The 17,629-nt window shown below is 59.5% G+C and carries 12 protein-coding genes; 9 read left to right on the top strand and 3 right to left on the bottom strand.

Going from position 1 to position 17,629, the window contains the following annotated elements; all coding sequences use genetic code 11:
• Nucleotides 1–130: 130 nt before the first annotated feature.
• From J3P94_RS03325 to J3P94_RS03310, 4 genes are all read left to right on the top strand, one after another.
• Entirely contained in the window at nucleotides 131–2,053 is a 1,923-nt protein-coding gene (locus J3P94_RS03325) for a PrkA family serine protein kinase (RefSeq protein WP_305498395.1), read from the top strand.
• A gap of 117 nt (nucleotides 2,054–2,170) precedes the next feature.
• Nucleotides 2,171–3,442 (top strand): YeaH/YhbH family protein, encoded by a 1,272-nt coding sequence (locus J3P94_RS03320; RefSeq protein ID WP_305498393.1) that lies wholly within the window; start codon nucleotides 2,171–2,173, stop codon nucleotides 3,440–3,442.
• Nucleotides 3,439–5,004 (top strand): SpoVR family protein, encoded by a 1,566-nt coding sequence (locus tag J3P94_RS03315; RefSeq protein ID WP_305498391.1) that lies wholly within the window; start codon nucleotides 3,439–3,441, stop codon nucleotides 5,002–5,004. Before J3P94_RS03320 ends, J3P94_RS03315 begins: the two co-directional genes overlap by 4 nt.
• A 64-nt stretch (nucleotides 5,005–5,068) precedes the next feature.
• Nucleotides 5,069–6,301, top strand: a complete 1,233-nt coding sequence (locus J3P94_RS03310) for a multifunctional CCA addition/repair protein (RefSeq protein WP_434571404.1) — start codon at nucleotides 5,069–5,071, stop codon at nucleotides 6,299–6,301.
• 147 nt (nucleotides 6,302–6,448) lie between these two features.
• Here J3P94_RS03310 and folK read toward each other — a convergent pair whose 3' ends face one another.
• Together folK and folB are read right to left on the bottom strand one after the other, a co-directional pair.
• Nucleotides 6,449–6,967 carry a 2-amino-4-hydroxy-6-hydroxymethyldihydropteridine diphosphokinase gene (gene folK, locus J3P94_RS03305; protein ID WP_434571402.1) on the bottom strand — a complete coding sequence of 173 codons (519 nt, stop codon included), beginning with the start codon at nucleotides 6,965–6,967 and terminating at the stop codon, nucleotides 6,449–6,451.
• A complete protein-coding gene (gene folB, locus J3P94_RS03300) occupies nucleotides 6,958–7,311 on the bottom strand; it encodes a dihydroneopterin aldolase (RefSeq protein ID WP_434571400.1) in 354 nt (117 codons plus the stop codon). Before folB ends, folK begins: the two co-directional genes overlap by 10 nt.
• A gap of 75 nt (nucleotides 7,312–7,386) precedes the next feature.
• Between folB and plsY the strand changes: the two genes are divergently transcribed.
• Nucleotides 7,387–7,956 (top strand): glycerol-3-phosphate 1-O-acyltransferase PlsY, encoded by a 570-nt coding sequence (gene plsY, locus J3P94_RS03295; protein ID WP_305498384.1) that lies wholly within the window; start codon nucleotides 7,387–7,389, stop codon nucleotides 7,954–7,956.
• Nucleotides 7,957–7,963: 7 nt separating this feature from the next.
• Here plsY and tsaD read toward each other — a convergent pair whose 3' ends face one another.
• Nucleotides 7,964–8,989 (bottom strand): tRNA (adenosine(37)-N6)-threonylcarbamoyltransferase complex transferase subunit TsaD, encoded by a 1,026-nt coding sequence (gene tsaD / locus J3P94_RS03290; protein WP_434574078.1) that lies wholly within the window; start codon nucleotides 8,987–8,989, stop codon nucleotides 7,964–7,966.
• A gap of 198 nt (nucleotides 8,990–9,187) precedes the next feature.
• On the opposite strand from tsaD, the gene rpsU reads away from it, so the two are divergent.
• The 4 genes from rpsU (at nucleotide 9,188) to J3P94_RS03270 (ending at nucleotide 17,620) form a co-directional block, all read left to right on the top strand.
• Nucleotides 9,188–9,403: a 30S ribosomal protein S21 gene (rpsU, locus tag J3P94_RS03285; RefSeq protein WP_002551877.1), complete on the top strand. Its 216-nt coding sequence runs from the start codon at nucleotides 9,188–9,190 to the stop codon at nucleotides 9,401–9,403.
• Nucleotides 9,404–9,881: 478 nt separating this feature from the next.
• Nucleotides 9,882–11,840 carry a DNA primase gene (gene dnaG / locus J3P94_RS03280; protein ID WP_434571398.1) on the top strand — a complete coding sequence of 653 codons (1,959 nt, stop codon included), beginning with the start codon at nucleotides 9,882–9,884 and terminating at the stop codon, nucleotides 11,838–11,840.
• Nucleotides 11,841–11,907: 67 nt separating this feature from the next.
• On the top strand, nucleotides 11,908–13,755 hold the full coding sequence (gene rpoD, locus J3P94_RS03275; protein ID WP_434571396.1) for an RNA polymerase sigma factor RpoD: 1,848 nt from the start codon (nucleotides 11,908–11,910) through the stop codon (nucleotides 13,753–13,755).
• A 121-nt stretch (nucleotides 13,756–13,876) separates the two neighbouring features.
• Nucleotides 13,877–17,620 (top strand): bifunctional diguanylate cyclase/phosphodiesterase, encoded by a 3,744-nt coding sequence (locus J3P94_RS03270; protein WP_434571394.1) that lies wholly within the window; start codon nucleotides 13,877–13,879, stop codon nucleotides 17,618–17,620.
• The last annotated feature ends 9 nt before the right edge of the window (nucleotides 17,621–17,629 follow it).

Here is a 17,629-nt window from a genome sequence, read left to right as displayed (position 1 = left end):
GGAGTCAGCTTTCAGGAGCCAGTGTTCTTGAGAGCATTCTGGGGGGTAAACGGCAACTGGGTTCCCAGCGGCTGTCCAGCATCGACTGATTGATCCGACACCGGCTCCACGTATCGAGCGAGGTGACGTCATGAGTATTTTTAGCCACTTCCAGCAACGTTTCGAGTCCACGCGGCAGGAGGAGTACTCGCTGCAGGAATACCTCGAACTCTGCAAGCAGGACCGTAGTGCCTACGCATCGGCCGCGGAGCGTCTGTTGCTGGCAATCGGAGAACCGGAACTGCTGGATACCTCGACCAACTCGAGGCTCTCGCGGATCTTTTCCAACAAGGTAATTCGCCGCTATCCGGCCTTTGCGGACTTCCACGGGATGGAAGAATGCATCGAACAGATCGTTTCCTATTTCCGCCATGCCGCCCAAGGCCTGGAGGAGAAAAAACAAATCCTCTATCTGCTCGGCCCCGTCGGTGGCGGTAAATCGTCCCTGGCCGAGAAGCTCAAGCAACTGATCGAAAAAGTGCCCTTCTATGCTATCAAGGGTTCGCCGGTGTTCGAGTCCCCACTGGGGCTGTTCAACGCTACCGAAGACGGCGCGATTCTCGAGGAAGACTTTGGTATTCCCCGGCGCTATCTCAATACCATCATGTCGCCATGGGCTACCAAGCGCCTGGCCGAGTTCGGCGGCGACATCAGCCAGTTCCGGGTGGTCAAGCTCTACCCCTCGATACTTAACCAGATCGCCGTGGCCAAGACCGAGCCCGGGGATGAGAACAACCAGGATATCTCTGCCCTGGTGGGTAAGGTCGATATTCGCAAACTGGAGGAATTCCCTCAGAACGACGCCGACGCCTATAGCTATTCGGGCGCGCTGTGCCGGGCCAACCAGGGCCTGATGGAATTCGTCGAGATGTTCAAGGCGCCCATCAAGGTGCTGCACCCACTCCTGACTGCCACCCAGGAAGGCAACTACAACAGTACCGAAGGGCTGGGGGCGATTCCGTTCAGCGGCATCCTGCTGGCCCACTCCAACGAGTCGGAATGGCATACCTTCCGCAACAACAAGAACAACGAAGCCTTCATCGACCGGATCTACATCGTCAAGGTGCCGTACTGCCTGCGGGTGACCGATGAGATCAAAATCTACGACAAGCTGTTGTTCAACAGTTCGCTGTCCAAGGCCCATTGCGCCCCCGATACGCTGAAGATGCTGGCCCAGTTCACCGTGCTGTCGCGTCTCAAGGAGCCGGAAAACTCCAACATCTATTCGAAAATGCGCGTCTACGACGGTGAAAACCTCAAGGACACCGATCCGAAGGCCAAGTCGATCCAGGAATACCGCGACAATGCGGGCGTGGACGAAGGCATGAATGGTCTTTCCACGCGGTTCGCATTCAAGATCCTGTCCAAGGTCTTCAACTTCGACCCTCACGAAATTGCCGCCAACCCGGTCCATCTGCTTTATGTACTTGAACAGCAGATCGAGCAGGAACAGTTCCAGGCTGAAACCCGTGAGCGGTACCTGCGCTTCCTCAAGGAATACCTGGCTCCCCGTTATATCGAGTTCATCGGCAAGGAGATCCAGACGGCCTACCTGGAGTCCTACAGCGAGTACGGTCAGAACATCTTCGATCGTTATGTGCTGTATGCGGATTTCTGGATCCAGGACCAGGAATACCGCGACCCGGAAACCGGCGAAATCCTCAATCGCGTGGCACTGAACGAGGAACTGGAAAAAATCGAAAAACCGGCGGGCATCAGCAATCCGAAGGATTTCCGCAACGAAATCGTCAACTTCGTGCTGCGCGCCCGGGCCAACAACAACGGCAAGAACCCGACCTGGCTCAGCTACGAGAAGCTGCGGGTGGTTATCGAGAAAAAAATGTTCTCCAACACCGAAGACCTGCTGCCAGTCATCAGCTTCAATGCCAAGGCCAGCAAGGAGGACCAGCAAAAACACAACGACTTCGTTACACGCATGGTCGAACGTGGCTACACCGACAAACAGGTACGCCTGCTTTCCGAGTGGTACCTGCGGGTCCGTAAATCACAATAGCCAGCAACAAGCCGCAAGCGACAAGCTGCAAGAGGAAAGCGCGTGAACCCTGGAGCAGGGTTACTGCTTCTACTTGCAGCTTGCAGCTCACCACTTGAAGCTGCCCGGAGGGCACCCATGAGCTATGTGATCGACCGACGCCTGAATGGCAAAAACAAGAGCACGGTGAACCGCCAGCGTTTCTTGCGGCGGTACCGTGACCACATCAAGAAAGCCGTCGAAGAGGCGGTCAGCCGTCGCTCCATTACGGACATGGAGCATGGCGAGCAGATCAGCATCCCTGGCCGCGACATCGACGAGCCGGTGCTTCACCACGGCCGTGGTGGCAAGCAGACCGTCGTGCACCCGGGGAACAAGGAATTCACCACTGGCGAGCACATCCCGCGTCCACAGGGGGGAGGCGGCGGCAAGGGGCCCGGCAAGGCCGGCAATTCCGGCGAAGGCATGGACGAGTTCGTATTCCAGATCACCCAGGAGGAATTCCTCGAATTCATGTTCGAGGACCTGGAACTGCCGAACCTGGTCAAGCGCAACCTGACCGGTACCGACACCTTCAAGACCGTACGCGCCGGCATCAGCAACGAGGGTAATCCGTCACGCATCAATATTATTCGCACCCTGCGTTCGGCCCATGCCCGACGCATCGCGCTGTCAGGCAGCAGCCGGGCAAAACTGCGCGAAGCCAAGGAAGAGCTGGCTCGCCTGAAACGTGAAGAGCCCGACAATTTTGGCGATATCCAGGACCTGGAAGCGGAAATCGAGAAACTCAGCGCGCGTATCCATCGTGTGCCGTTCCTCGACACGTTCGACCTCAAATACAACCTCCTGGTGAAACAACCGAATCCCAGTTCGAAGGCCGTGATGTTCTGCCTGATGGACGTTTCCGGCTCCATGACCCAAGCCACCAAGGACATCGCCAAGCGTTTCTTTATCCTGCTGTACCTGTTCCTGAAGAGGAACTACGACAAGATCGATGTGGTGTTCATCCGCCACCACACCAGCGCCAGGGAAGTCGACGAGGAAGAGTTTTTCTATTCCAGGGAAACCGGCGGCACGATCGTGTCGAGCGCGCTGAAACTGATGCAGGAGATCATGGCCGAACGTTACCCCGCCAATGAATGGAACATCTATGCGGCCCAGGCGTCCGACGGCGATAACTGGAACGACGACTCGCCAATCTGTCGTGACATCCTGATCAACCAGATCATGCCGTTCGTCCAGTACTACACCTACGTGGAAATTACTCCACGCGAACACCAGGCCCTGTGGTACGAATACGAACGCATCGCCGAAGCCTTCTCCGACACATTTGCCCAACAGCAACTGGTCTCGGCCGGGGATATCTACCCGGTCTTCCGTGAACTCTTCCAGCGCAGGTTAGTGACATGACCGCCAAAAAAGAGCAGAAGCGCCAGCCCATTTCCACCGGTTCCGAATGGACATTCGAGCTGATCCAGGCCTACGACCGCGAAATCAGCCGTATCGCGGACCGTTACGCCCTGGACACGTACCCCAACCAGATCGAAGTGATCACCGCCGAGCAGATGATGGACGCCTATGCATCCGTAGGGATGCCACTGGGCTACCACCATTGGTCCTACGGCAAGCATTTCCTCAGTACGGAGAAATCCTACAGCCGCGGCCAGATGGGGCTGGCCTATGAGATCGTGATCAACTCCGATCCCTGCATCGCCTACCTGATGGAAGAAAACACCATCTGCATGCAGGCGCTGGTGGTGGCGCATGCCTGCTATGGCCACAACAGTTTCTTCAAGGGCAACTATCTGTTCCGCACCTGGACCGACGCCAGCTCGATCATCGATTACCTGGTGTTCGCCAAGCAGTACATCATGCAGTGCGAGGAACGCCACGGCATTGATGCGGTGGAGGACCTGCTGGATTCCTGCCACGCCCTGATGAACTATGGTGTGGACCGCTACAAGCGGCCGTATCCGATTTCCGCGGAGGAAGAGCGCCGGCGCCAGAAGGACCGTGAAGAACACCTGCAAAAGCAGATCAACGATCTTTGGCGGACCATTCCCAAAGGCGCGGACAAGTACAGCGAGAAAGACAACGCGCGGTTCCCTGCCGAGCCCCAGGAGAACATCCTTTATTTCATCGAGAAACACGCGCCGCTGCTGGAACCCTGGCAGCGTGAAATCGTACGCATCGTGCGCAAGATCGCCCAGTATTTCTACCCTCAGCGCCAGACCCAGGTGATGAACGAGGGCTGGGCAACATTCTGGCACTACACGTTGATGAACGACCTGTACGACGAGGGCCTGGTCACCGATGGCTTCATGATGGAGTTCCTGACCTCCCATACCAGCGTGGTATTCCAGCCAGGGTTCGATAGTCCCTACTACAGCGGTATCAACCCATATGCCCTGGGCTTTGCCATGTACCGCGACATTCGCCGCATGTGTGAAGACCCTACCGAAGAGGATCGCCGCTGGTTTCCGGAAATCGCCGGCTCGGACTGGCTTTCCACGATCAAATTCGCCATGAGCAGCTTCAAGGACGAGAGTTTCATCCTGCAGTACCTTTCGCCCAAGGTGATCCGCGACCTCAAGCTGTTCAGCATCATGGACGATGATCAGAAGGATGACCTGCTGGTGCCCGCCATCCACGACGAGAGCGGTTACCGGGTCATCCGTGAAACCCTGGCAGCGCAATACAATCTCGGTAATCGCGAGCCCAACGTGCAGATCTACAGCATCGACCGTCGGGGTGATCGTTCCCTGACCCTGCGTCACCAGCAGCACAACCGCAAACCGCTGGGCGATTCCACCGACGAGGTCCTCAAGCACCTGCATCGGCTTTGGGGGTTCGACATCCACCTGGAAACCCTGCAGGGCGACCAGGTGATGAAAACCCACCATGTGCCGCCGCGCGGCGAACAAGGCGAAGGAGATTACGGGCGCCTGGACTTGGCCGTCATTCATCTTTGATAGCGTTTTCGCCTCCGAAGGGCCGGCTTAAAGGTTTATCCTGTCGGCCCAACGGAGGTTTTTTATGCAGATCTACAAAGTCGGCGGCGCTGTTCGTGATCGCCTGCTCGGCATCCCCGTCACCGACATCGACCGGGTGGTCGTGGGCGCCACCGCCGAGGAAATGCTGGCCAAGGGATTCCGTCCCGTGGGGGCTGATTTTCCGGTATTCCTTGACCCGAAGACTGGCGAGGAATACGCCCTCGCTCGCACCGAACGCAAGAGCGGCAGGGGTTACGGTGGCTTCGTATTCCATGCCAGCCCCGAGGTGACGCTCGAAGAAGACCTCATCCGCAGGGACCTGACAATCAACGCCATGGCCGAAGACGACCATGGCAACCTCACCGATCCCTACCACGGCCAGCGCGATCTCGAAGATCGCCTGCTGCGGCACGTTTCCCCGGCGTTTGCCGAGGATCCACTGCGAGTTCTGCGAGTTGCCCGCTTTGCCGCACGTTATGCCCCGCTGGGTTTCAAGGTGGCGGACGAAACCCTCGCGTTGATGCGCAAGCTCAGTGAATCTGGCGAGCTGGAAGCTTTGACTGCCGAACGCAGCTGGAAAGAGATCTCCCGCGCCCTGATGGAAGATCAGCCACAAGTATTTATCCAGGTACTGCGCGACTGCGATGCCCTCAAGGTATTGATGCCCGAGGTCAATGCGCTGTTCGGGGTCCCGCAGCCTGAAGCTCATCACCCGGAAATCGACAGCGGCGTCCATACCTTGAGCGTGCTGGAACAGTCGGCGCTGCACAAACAGCCACTGACGGTCCGCTGGGCTTGCCTGTTGCATGACCTCGGCAAAGGTCTGACACCCGAGCATGAATGGCCAAGACACATCGCCCATGAGCACAAGGGCCTGAAGCTGATCAAAGCAGTCAACGAACGCTTCAAAGCGCCCCGTGACTGCCAGGAACTGGCACTTCTGGTGGGTCAATACCACACCCATGGACATCGCGCGCTGGAGCTCCGGGCAACCACTTTGCTTGAGCTGCTGCAGAGCTTTGATGTGTACCGGCGCCCCCAGCGTTTCGAGGAGTTCATTGCCGCATGCGAGATGGATGCGCGAGGGCGCAAGGGGCTTGAGAAACGAAGTTACCCACAGGCTGATTACCTGCGGGGCGCTGCGTCAGCGGCCCGCGGCGTGGCGGTGCAACCTTTGCTGGAGAAGGGTTTCAAGGGGCCGGAACTGGGTGAAGCGATCAAGCGAGAGCGCCTCAGGGCGTTGAAGGCTTACAAGGAGGCGGCGAGCGGACAGTAATTTTTCCGGTCAGCTTACATCTTTGGCGGTTGTACCTCCGCCATCGCGAGCAAGCTCGCTCCCACATTGGTATCTCAGCAGGCACATATTTTGTGTTCAGCCCAGATCACTGTGGGAGCGAGCTTGCTCGCGATGACGGCAGGCGCGTCACAGCAGATCTAGTGGCGTAAGCGGCTGACCTCGCCACTCGAAAGCCACCGGCGCCAGCACCTGATCAATCTGTGCTTCTTCCCACAACGTGGAAAAGCTCTTGCCCACGCCTGGATGAATCCGGTCCGGCGCAATCAACGATAAAGGCCACAAGACAAAAGCATTCTTGAGAATTTCCGCGCGCGGCAGGATCAACCCATCGAAGTTGCCGACCTGCTCGCCATACAGCAGCACGTCGATATCCAACGGCAAACCCTTGCGGTCCGGCGCGTAGCGGCCATTATCGGCCTCGATGAACTTGAGGCGGCGGTCCAGCTCCATCAGTGGAAGATCGGTGAACGCCGACACGACGAAATTGAAGAACGGCCCGCTCTTGATACCCACCGGCTGACTTTCGAATACGGCCGAACAGCGCATATCCACCAGGAAACCGGCCAGAGCCTCAAGCCCCGCGCACAAATGGATTTCGCGCTCGATATTGCTTCCGAGCCCGAGAAAAACCTGAGTCAGCGACATCCGCGCTCGATCTCCACGCCAACGCCGGTAGCGGCCGGCACGGCCCCGGGCTTGGTCACTTTCAGGCGCAGCCAGGTGATCCTGAACTCATCCATGAGCTCTTGGGCCAGTCGCTCGGCAAAGGTTTCGACCAATTGGAACTGCGCCTGCTCGGCAAATGCCTGGATGCGGGCCGATACGCTGGCGTAGTCGAGGGCCAGGTTCAGGTCGTCGCCCGCAGCCGCCGGACGATTATCCCAGGCAAAACTCAGATCAAGCCGCAGGCACTGTCGGATGCCTCGCTCCCAGTCGTAGGCACCAATCACCGTGTCGACTTCCAGGCCTTCGATAAATACTCTGTCCAAGCTCTCTTCTCCGCAGCACGACAAGGGCGCGTTGCGCCGTTAGAATCAGGGGCTTCCTCGCCCGGAATAGCTAGCATGTTTTGGTCATTGGCGATCCTCGCCTACCTGCTCGGCTCACTGTCCTTTGCCATTTTGCTCAGCCGCCTGACCGGTCGCCCGGATCCGCGAATGAGTGGCTCAGGCAATGCCGGCGCCACCAACATGCTGCGCCTGGCCGGACGCAAGCTTGCCGTCCTGACCCTGCTTGGCGACCTCTGCAAAGGCCTCGTGCCGGTTCTGCTCGCCAGCCTCGCAGGGCTTTCGTTGCAGCAACAGGCCTGGGTCGGCGTCTGCGCGGTCATCGGCCATCTGTTCCCGCTGTACTTCCGCTTTCGCGGCGGCAAGGGTGTCGCCACCGCCGCCGGCATGCTGCTGGGCCTGTACCCGCCTGCCGCCCTGCTTGCCGTGTGCGCCTGGCTGCTGACCTTCTACCTGACCCGCACCAGCTCCCTGGCCGCATTGATCGCCACGCCACTGACCCTGCCTTTGCTGGCCTGGCAGGAACCGGCGGCGTTGCTGCCGATGACGACACTCGTTGCGCTGATCGTCTGGCGCCACCGGGGCAATCTACGCGACCTGTTCGCCGGGCGCGAACGGCACTTCTGATAACGCCTCACAGCGGTGAAAGTTGCTCCATGGGCCAGCGCGCCTGAACGCTGATCGCCAGGCTTTCCTGCTGCCCCGCTTGCAGGCGCTGGCAACCGGCAAAAGCGATCATCGCGCCGTTATCTGTACAGAACTCCGGCCGAGCGTAGTAAACGTCGCCCTTCATATCGCCGAGCATTTTCTCCAGGGATACCCGCAAGGCCTTGTTCGCGCTCACCCCGCCGGCAATCACCAGGCGCTTGAGCCCAGCTTGTTTCAGCGCGCGCTTGCACTTGATCGTCAAAGTCTCCACCACGGCCTGCTGGAACGCCAGGGAGATGTCGCAACGGGCTTGCTCACTGTCGTCCCCGGCATTGACGCATTGTTGCCAGGTATTCAGCGCGAAGGTTTTCAGGCCGCTGAAGCTGAAATCCAGTCCAGGCCGGTCGCACATCGGACGCGGGAATAGGAAACGCCCTTCAATGCCTTGAGCGGCAAGTCGTGCGATTTCCGGTCCGCCAGGATAATTGAGCCCCATCATCTTGGCGGTTTTATCAAAAGCCTCGCCCGCGGCGTCGTCGAGCGACTCGCCCATGAGTTGGTATTGGCCGATTCCATCGACCCGCACGAGCTGCGTATGGCCTCCGGATACCAACAAAGCGACGAACGGAAACTCCGGCGGCTGCGGCTCCAGCATCGGCGCCAGCAGGTGGCCCTCCATGTGGTGCACGCCCAAGGCCGGAATGCCCCAGGCAAAGGCCAGCGCCTGGGCACAGGAGGCACCGACCAACAGTGCGCCCACCAGACCCGGCCCGGCCGTGTAGGCGATGGCGTCGATCTCGGTCGGCACGCAGCCGCCTTCGGCCAGGACCTGGCGGATCAAGGGCAGCATGCGCTTGACGTGATCGCGTGACGCAAGCTCCGGCACCACGCCGCCGTACGCGCGGTGCAGGTCGATCTGGCTGAACAGCGCGTCGGCCAGCAGGCCACGTTCACTGTCGTAGAGGGCGACGCCGGTTTCGTCGCAGGACGTTTCTAATCCCAGTACTAGCATGGGTTGCGCCTTGTAGAGGCTGAATTCGAAGGCGCGCATAATAGTCGTCGCGTTGTGCCCCGACCAGCGGTTTTCGATCAGAGGCTTTGCATTCCGAGCGTTGAGGGGTTAACATCCGCAACCCTTAAAAACCGACGTCTTCAAGTGCTCTTTTGCCGCGAGGATGTTGACCCCGGTAATGAATGAAGGTAGCTCTGGATGCCAGCCGTCAAAGTAAAAGAGAACGAACCCTTCGACGTAGCTCTGCGTCGTTTCAAGCGCTCCTGCGAAAAAGCCGGTGTTCTGGCTGAAGTTCGTAGCCGCGAATTCTACGAGAAGCCGACTTCCGAGCGTAAGCGCAAAGCAGCAGCCGCTGTTAAGCGTCACGCCAAGAAAGTTCAGCGCGAACAGCGCCGCGCCGTACGTCTGTACTAATACACAGACGCCCGTCGCAAGCTTCTTGCCAAGCCCGGCCTCCAAGCCGGGCTTATGGCATTTGCGGAACAACGCTTGATGCTTCACCGTCAAAGTCGCAGACGCGACCAAGACGATCTGCTTTATCGCGTCAGACCTGGCTCTTTTGCCAGCGGTGCACGTCTCTTCTGACGAGCCTTCCAAGGCTACTGACGAGCACACCCTGATTCCTCTAACGACGATCAGCCCAAGGCACCGCTGCGTGCCCGCTTCATGAGCTATCCGAGGCCTGACCGGCCGTTACCGGACTCAGCGCAACACATTTCGTACAGTCGAATACTGATAGCCATTAACGTCAGTGGATAATCGGCAGATACACTTCCCGACAGCAATGATGCAGACGACCCGGTCGAGCCACCATTTTCCGTGCCTCAGGACCAGGAACCGACTCCGCAGCTGATTTTGGGCTCCTATTTCGCGCAGTGATGATGAGAACGCCATGGCCGGGCTAATTCCCCAGAGCTTTATTGACGACCTCCTGAACCGCACCGACATCGTCGACGTGGTCAGCTCTCGCCTGCAAATGAAGAAAGCGGGCAAGAACTACACAGCCTGCTGCCCGTTTCACAAAGAAAAAACCCCCTCCTTCAGCGTCAGCCCCGACAAGCAGTTCTACTATTGCTTCGGCTGCGGCGCTGGCGGCAATGCCCTCGGCTTCATCATGGACCACGACAACCTGGATTTCCCCCAGGCCGTCGAGGAACTGGCCAAAGCCGCCGGCATGGAAATTCCTCGCGAGGAAAGCGGACGACAACACAAGCCTCGCCAACCCACCGATTCGCCGCTGTACCCGCTGCTCACGGCAGCAGCCGACTTTTATCGCCAGGCACTAAAAAGCCATCCGGCCCGCAAGGCGGCGGTGGACTATCTCAAGGGCCGCGGCCTGACCGGTGAGATTGCTCGCGACTTCGGCTTGGGCTTCGCCCCGCCGGGCTGGGACAACCTGTACAAACATCTGAGCAGCGATACGCTGCAGCAACGCGCCATGATCGACGCCGGCCTGCTGATCGAGAACGCCGAGACGGGCAAGCGCTACGACCGCTTCCGTGACCGGGTGATGTTCCCGATCCGCGATACCCGCGGGCGGATCATCGCCTTTGGCGGCCGGGTGCTGGGGGACGACAAGCCCAAGTACCTGAACTCCCCGGAGACCCCGGTTTTCCATAAGGGTCAGGAACTCTACGGCCTGTACGAGGCGCGCAAGAACAATCGCAACCTCGATGAAATCATCGTTGTCGAAGGCTACATGGACGTCATCGCCCTGGCCCAGCAAGGCTTGCGCAACGCCGTTGCGACCCTGGGCACGGCCACCAGCGAAGAACACATGAAGCGCCTGTTTCGCGTCGTGCCGAGCGTGCTGTTCTGCTTCGACGGCGACCAGGCCGGACGCAACGCCGCCTGGCGCGCGCTTGAAGCGACGCTGCCCTGCCTGCAGGACGGGCGGCGCGCACGTTTTCTGTTCCTGCCCGAGGGCGAGGACCCGGACACCCTGGTGCGCTCCGAGGGCACCGATGCGTTCCGTGCGCGGATCAACCAGCACGCACAGCCGCTGGCCGACTACTTTTTCCAGCAATTGACCGAAGAAGCCGATCCGCGCTCCCTCGAAGGCAAGGCCCATATGGCCACGCTCGCGGCACCGCTGATCGACAAGGTGCCCGGCGCCAACCTGCGGACCTTGATGCGTCAACGCCTGACGGAAATTACCGGGCTGAACAGCGAAGCGGTCAGCCAGCTGGCCCACAGTGCCCCCCAGGAGGCACCGCCGGCTTACGACCCGGGCATCGACTACGACGCGATACCCGACTTCGCCGACTATCATCAAACCCAGCAGGACTACGCGCCGCAGCAGGAATGGACACCGAAGAAACCCGGTGCCGGCGGCAAGAAATGGGACAAGAAACCCTGGGACAAGACCGGCAAGCGCGGCGATCGCGACCAGCCACGTGCCCCGCGCGTGCCGGCCGCCGTCGAACCACCAACACTGGCTGCCCTGCGCACCCTGCTGCACCACCCGCAGTTGGCTGAAAAGGTAGAGGATGCCGGGCACTTCGCCGCCGAGGACCACAGCAATACACAATTGCTGGTCGCGCTCCTTGAAGCTGTGCAGAAGAACCCCAAGCTAAACTCATTCCAGTTGATCGCGCGGTGGCACGGCACCGAGCAGGGGCGCCTTTTGAAGGCATTGGCCGAGAAGGAATGGCTGATAGAGGGAGATAACCTTGAACAACAGTTTTTCGACACCATTACTAGCTTGTCCGCCCGCCAACGCGAGCGAAACCTGGAACAACTTCTGCGCAAAGCTCGCCAGAGCGAGTTGACCAGCGAAGAGAAAAACCAATTGCGTGACTTACTCAGCCGCAATGTTTGCGCATCAAACCCGACCTCAACTGGCGCGTGAGGTCACAGCTCAGGTATAATCCTCGGCTTGTTTTTTGCCCGCCAAGACCTTCAGTGGATAGGGTGTTATGTCCGGAAAAGCGCAACAGCAGTCTCGTATCAAAGAGTTGATCCTATTGGGTCGTGAGCAGGGCTACCTGACTTACGCGGAGGTCAACGACCACCTGCCGGAGGATATTTCAGATCCGGAACAGGTGGAAGACATCATCCGCATGATCAACGACATGGGGATCAACGTATTCGAGGTTGCTCCAGATAAGGATGCCCTTATGCTGGCCGACGCCGATACCGACGAGGCGGCCGCTGAAGAAGCGGCCGCAGCGTTGGCAGCGGTCGAGACCGACATTGGTCGCACCACCGATCCCGTGCGCATGTACATGCGTGAGATGGGTACGGTAGAGCTCCTCACGCGTGAAGGCGAAATTGAAATCGCCAAGCGTATTGAAGAAGGCATCCGTGAAGTGATGGGCGCAATCGCGCACTTCCCTGGCACGGTCGACCATATTCTCTCCGAATACACCCGCGTCACCACCGAAGGTGGGCGCCTGTCTGACGTCCTGAGCGGTTACATCGACCCGGACGACGGCATCGCGCCGCCTGCCGCCGAGGTGCCGCCGCTGGTCGACCCGAAAGCCGTCAAGGCCGACGATGAGACCGACGATGACGACGCCGAAGCCAGCGACGACGAAGAAGAAGCCGAAAGCGGTCCGGACCCGGTCATCGCCGCCCAGCGTTTTGGCGCCGTGGCCGACCAGATGGAGATCACCCGCAAGGCGCTGAAAAAGCATGGTCGCAACAACAAGCAGGCAATTGCCGAACTGTTGGCGCTGGCTGAGCTGTTCATGCCGATCAAGCTGGTGCCCAAGCAGTTCGAAGGCCTGGTCGAGCGTGTTCGCAGTGCCCTGGATCGTCTGCGTCAGCAAGAGCGCGCGATCATGCAACTGTGTGTGCGTGACGCCCGCATGCCGCGTGCAGATTTCCTGCGCCAGTTCCCTGGCCATGAAGTCGACGAAAGCTGGACCGATGCACTGGCCAAAGGCAAGAGCAAATACGCCGAAGCGATTGGCCGCCTGCAACCGGACATCATTCGTTGCCAGCAGAAGCTGAGCGCGCTGGAGGCCGAGACTGGCCTGAGCATCGCTGAAATCAAGGACATCAACCGTCGCATGTCGATCGGCGAGGCCAAGGCCCGTCGCGCGAAGAAAGAGATGGTCGAAGCGAACTTGCGCCTGGTGATCTCGATTGCCAAGAAGTACACCAACCGTGGCCTGCAATTCCTCGATCTGATCCAGGAAGGCAACATCGGCCTGATGAAGGCGGTGGACAAGTTCGAATACCGTCGCGGCTACAAGTTCTCGACTTATGCAACCTGGTGGATTCGTCAGGCGATCACTCGCTCGATCGCGGACCAGGCCCGCACCATCCGTATCCCGGTGCACATGATCGAGACGATCAACAAGCTCAACCGTATTTCCCGGCAGATGTTGCAGGAAATGGGTCGCGAACCGACGCCGGAAGAGCTGGGCGAACGCATGGAAATGCCTGAGGACAAGATCCGCAAGGTATTGAAGATCGCCAAAGAGCCGATCTCCATGGAAACCCCGATCGGTGATGACGAAGACTCTCATCTGGGTGACTTCATCGAAGACTCCACCATGCAGTCGCCGATTGATGTCGCCACCGTTGAGAGCCTCAAGGAAGCGACTCGCGAAGTCCTTTCCGGCCTCACTGCCCGTGAAGCCAAGGTACTGCGGATGCGCTTCGGCATCGACATGAACACCGACCACACCCTCGAGGAAGTCGGTAAACAGTTCGATGTGACTCGTGAGCGGATTCGTCAGATCGAAGCCAAGGCGTTGCGCAAACTGCGCCACCCGACGCGAAGCGAGCATCTGCGTTCGTTCCTCGACGAGTGACCTTCAAACCCCCGGCCCTGCCGGGGGTTTTGTTATGTGCAGATAACTCTTCCTTCTTGCTCCCCCGCCCTGTTGTCCGTCTACACTCGAATCATCCTTTCCCAGCCATGACGAGACCGTGATGCCCAGACTGACGGCCGTGCTTTTGCTGTCACTGATGACCTGGACCGCAACGGCCGGCGCGTTGACGCTCACGGAGGAAGAACGCCGTTGGCTCAAGGACCACCCCGACCTGCGCCTGGGTGTCGATGCGTCATGGCCGCCGTTCGAATTTCGCGACGACAACGGCCGCTACCAAGGCCTGGCCGCCGACTATGTCGACATCATCCGCGAGAAACTGGCCGTCACGCTCACCCCCATCGAACCCGTCAGTTGGACGGAGGTGCTGGAACAGGTCGTGCAGGGCAAGATCGACCTTCTACCGGGCATCATGTCCACCCCCGAACGCCAGAACTACCTGTCGTTCACTCGCCCCTACCTCGATTTTCCGATTGTCATCCTGGCCCATAAAGGCGGGCCCCGACCCCATAAGCTCGAAGACCTTTACGGGCTGAAAATTGCCGTGGTGGAGAACTATGCCCCCCACGAACTGTTGCGCAACCACCACCCCGACCTGAACCTGGTCGCGCTGCCCAACGTCAGTTCGGCGCTACAGGCCTTGGCGACCGATGAAGTCGATGCGGTGGTGGGCGATCTTGCTTCCAGCGTGTGGAGCTTGCGCCAGCTCAAGCTTGACGGGCTCTACGTCAGCGGAGAAACGCCTTATCGCTATCAGTTGGCGATGGCCGTCCCACGGGAAAACAAGATATTGGTGGGCATCCTCGACAAGGTCCTGGCGGACATGACGCCGATGGAGATCAGCGAAATCCAGGAAAAATGGGTTGGCAACGTGCGGGACCATCGCCAGCTCTGGTCAGACCTGCTGCTTTACGGCCTGCCCGGGCTGCTGCTGTTGATCGCCATCCTGGCGGTGGTGATTCGCATCAACCGTCGCCTGAGTTCGGAAATAGCCCGACGCGTCGACCTGGAACAGGAGTTGCGCAGCAGCGAGTACCATTATCGCGGGCTGGTAGAGAGCCTTTCGGCGATTGCCTGGGAGGCCAGGGTCAGCGACTTTACCTACAGCTATGTATCGCCTCACGCCGAAGAATTGCTCGGCTACCCCCTCGCCCATTGGCTCATCCCCGGATTCTGGCGCAACATCATTCACCCGGCGGACCTGATCCGCGCGCAGACATATTGTGATCACGAAGTCCTTGCCGGCCGCGACCATTGCATCGATTACCGGGTGATCACCGCCGACGGTCGCTGCCTGTGGGTGCGGGACATCGTCAGCCTGATCAAGCATGGCCATGAACCGTTGATGCGCGGACTGATGATCGACATCAGTGAAGCCAAGCACACTGAGGAAGCGCTGCGCCTTTCCGAACAGAAGTTCGGCTCGGTGTTTCGCCAGTGCCCGGACATCCTGGTGATTGCCCGCCTGCTGGACGGTTGCCTGCTGGAGGTCAACAAAGCCTTCGAAGAGCAGATCGGCCTCAGCGCCGCGGAGGTGGTCGGCAAAAGCGCTACCGACCTGGATATCTGGGGCATACAGGGCGTCGGCCCGAGCCTGCTCCAGCGGTTGCAGGCCGGGAGCATTCGCAATCTGGAAATGCCTTTCCAACGCAGCAACGGCGAAGTGTTCACCGGGCTGATATCTGCCGAACCCTTTGATCTGGACACCACGCCCGCGCTGGTCGTGGTGGTGCGGGACATCAGCCAGCTCAAGGAGACCCAGCAACAATTGCAGACCTCCGAAGAAAAGTTCGCCAAGGCTTTTCATGCCTCGCCCGACGGCTTGCTGCTATCCAGGCAGAGCGATGGTTTGCTGATTGAAGTCAACGACGGTTTCAGCCGCATTACCGGTTTCAACAGCGCCCTGTCGGTTGATCGTTCGACTCTGGACCTGGGAATCTGGGTCAATCTCAACGAGCGCAAGCAGATGCTCGACCTGCTGCAGCGGGACGGTTTCGTAAAGGACTTCAGCTGCCATATCCGCCGTAACGACGGGCAGATACGGCTCTGCGAGGTGTCCAGCCGTCCGCTGCCCATCGGCAACGAGGACTGCATGCTGACTATCGCCCGGGACATCACCGAACGCCACTTCATGCAGGAGAAACTGCAGCAGGCCGCCACCGTATTCGAAAGCACCGCCGAAGGCGTACTGATCACCGATACGCAACAGCACATCAGCGCCGTGAACCGAGCCTTTACCGAAATCACCGGCTATAGCGAAACCGAAGCCCTGGGCCATACGCCTCGGCTGCTTGCTTCCGGGCTGCACGACAGCGCGTTTTATGCCGCGATGTGGCATCAGTTGACGGCGGAGGGCCACTGGCAGGGTGAGATCTCCAACCGACGCAAGAATGGCGAGCTGTATCCCAGTTGGCTGACCATCAGCGCCGTGCGCAACCAGGAACAACAGACCACCCATTTCGTCGCGGTCTTTGCCGACATTTCAAGCCTCAAGCACGCCCAGGCCCGACTCGACTACCAGGCGCATCACGACCCGCTCACGGGCCTGCCGAATCGCACCCTGTTCGAAAGCCGTTTGCTCTCGGCGCTCAATAGTCAGCAAGAAAATGGCGGCCAAGGCGCGGTGTTGTTCCTGGACCTGGACCGTTTCAAACACATCAACGACAGCCTCGGGCACCCGGTCGGCGATCTGCTGCTCAAGGGCATTGCCGTGCGCCTGCGCGAGCAACTGCGTGATATCGACACCGTGGCGCGCCTGGGCGGTGACGAATTCATCATCCTGCTGCCCGGCCTGCAGCAGCCCAGCGATGCCGAGCACATTGCGCAGAAGCTATTGAACTGTTTCTGCGCGCCGTTCCAGGCCGGCGAGCATGAGTTTTTCATCAGTGCCAGCATCGGCACCAGCCTCTATCCGCAGGATGGCTGCGATGTCGCCACGCTGGTCAAAAACGCCGACGCGGCGATGTACCGCTCCAAGGCCAAGGGCCGCAACCGGGTGGAAAGCTACACTCGCGACCTCACGGCCCAGGCCAGCGAGCGCGTGGCACTGGAACACGAGCTGCGTCGGGCGATCGAACGCAACGAACTGTCGTTGTCGTTCCAGCCGAAAATCAGCCTCATCGACAACCGGCTGGTGGGCGCCGAGGCATTGATTCGCTGGACCCATCCGACCTTTGGCGACGTACCACCGGAGCATTTCATCCCCCTGGCCGAAGAAAACGGCATGATCCTGCAAATCGGCGATTGGGTACTGGAAAACGCCTGCCGGCAACTGCACGCATGGAACAGCTGTCACGAAAGCCTCGGGCCATTGTCAGTCAACCTGGCCGGCGCCCAACTGCGTCAGCCCAACCTGCTGAATCGGATCGAACAATTGCTGCGGGAAAACCACCTTGAGCCTGGTTTGTTGCAACTGGAGATTACCGAAAACTTCATCATGAGCCAGGCCGAAGAGGCCCTGACGGTACTGTATCAACTGAAAAAACTCGGCGTGCAACTGGCCATCGACGACTTCGGCACCGGCTATTCCTCGCTGAGCTACCTCAAGCGCCTGCCGCTGGACATCCTGAAAATCGACCAGTCTTTCGTCCGCGGCCTGCCCGACGACCCCCACGATGTGGCCATCGTGCGGGCAATCATCGCCCTGGGCCGGAGCATGCAATTCAGCATCATCGCCGAGGGCGTCGAAACCCTCGCCCAACAGCAATTTCTCGCCGAGGAAGGCTGCGAGCAGATCCAGGGCTACATCGTCAGCCTGCCCCTGTGCGCCGAAGAATTTGCCGCGACGTTTCTGCATGTGACCGTATCGGATTTTTCGGATAGCACAGCCGAGAAACCGTCGCTATAATCCGCGGCC

The organism is Pseudomonas sp. Z3-8, from assembly GCF_051131975.1.
Lineage (GTDB): Bacteria > Pseudomonadota > Gammaproteobacteria > Pseudomonadales > Pseudomonadaceae > Aquipseudomonas.
This window is presented reverse-complemented; position numbering and strand designations above follow the sequence as displayed.

Excerpts from the sequence above, each read along its gene's own strand:
- J3P94_RS03325 (WP_305498395.1), top strand. The coding sequence starts at position 131 with ATGAGTATTTTTAGCCACTTCCAGCAACGTTTCGAGTCCACGCGGCAG.
- rpoD (WP_434571396.1), top strand. The coding sequence starts at position 11,908 with ATGTCCGGAAAAGCGCAACAGCAGTCTCGTATCAAAGAGTTGATCCTA.
- folK (WP_434571402.1), bottom strand. The coding sequence starts at position 6,967 with ATGTCGCTGACTCAGGTTTTTCTCGGGCTCGGAAGCAATATCGAGCGC.
- J3P94_RS03315 (WP_305498391.1), top strand. The coding sequence starts at position 3,439 with ATGACCGCCAAAAAAGAGCAGAAGCGCCAGCCCATTTCCACCGGTTCC.
- plsY (WP_305498384.1), top strand. The coding sequence starts at position 7,387 with ATGTTTTGGTCATTGGCGATCCTCGCCTACCTGCTCGGCTCACTGTCC.
- tsaD (WP_434574078.1), bottom strand. The coding sequence starts at position 8,989 with ATGCTAGTACTGGGATTAGAAACGTCCTGCGACGAAACCGGCGTCGCC.
- J3P94_RS03310 (WP_434571404.1), top strand. The coding sequence starts at position 5,069 with ATGCAGATCTACAAAGTCGGCGGCGCTGTTCGTGATCGCCTGCTCGGC.
- dnaG (WP_434571398.1), top strand. The coding sequence starts at position 9,882 with ATGGCCGGGCTAATTCCCCAGAGCTTTATTGACGACCTCCTGAACCGC.
- rpsU (WP_002551877.1), top strand. The coding sequence starts at position 9,188 with ATGCCAGCCGTCAAAGTAAAAGAGAACGAACCCTTCGACGTAGCTCTG.
- J3P94_RS03320 (WP_305498393.1), top strand. The coding sequence starts at position 2,171 with ATGAGCTATGTGATCGACCGACGCCTGAATGGCAAAAACAAGAGCACG.
- J3P94_RS03270 (WP_434571394.1), top strand. The coding sequence starts at position 13,877 with ATGCCCAGACTGACGGCCGTGCTTTTGCTGTCACTGATGACCTGGACC.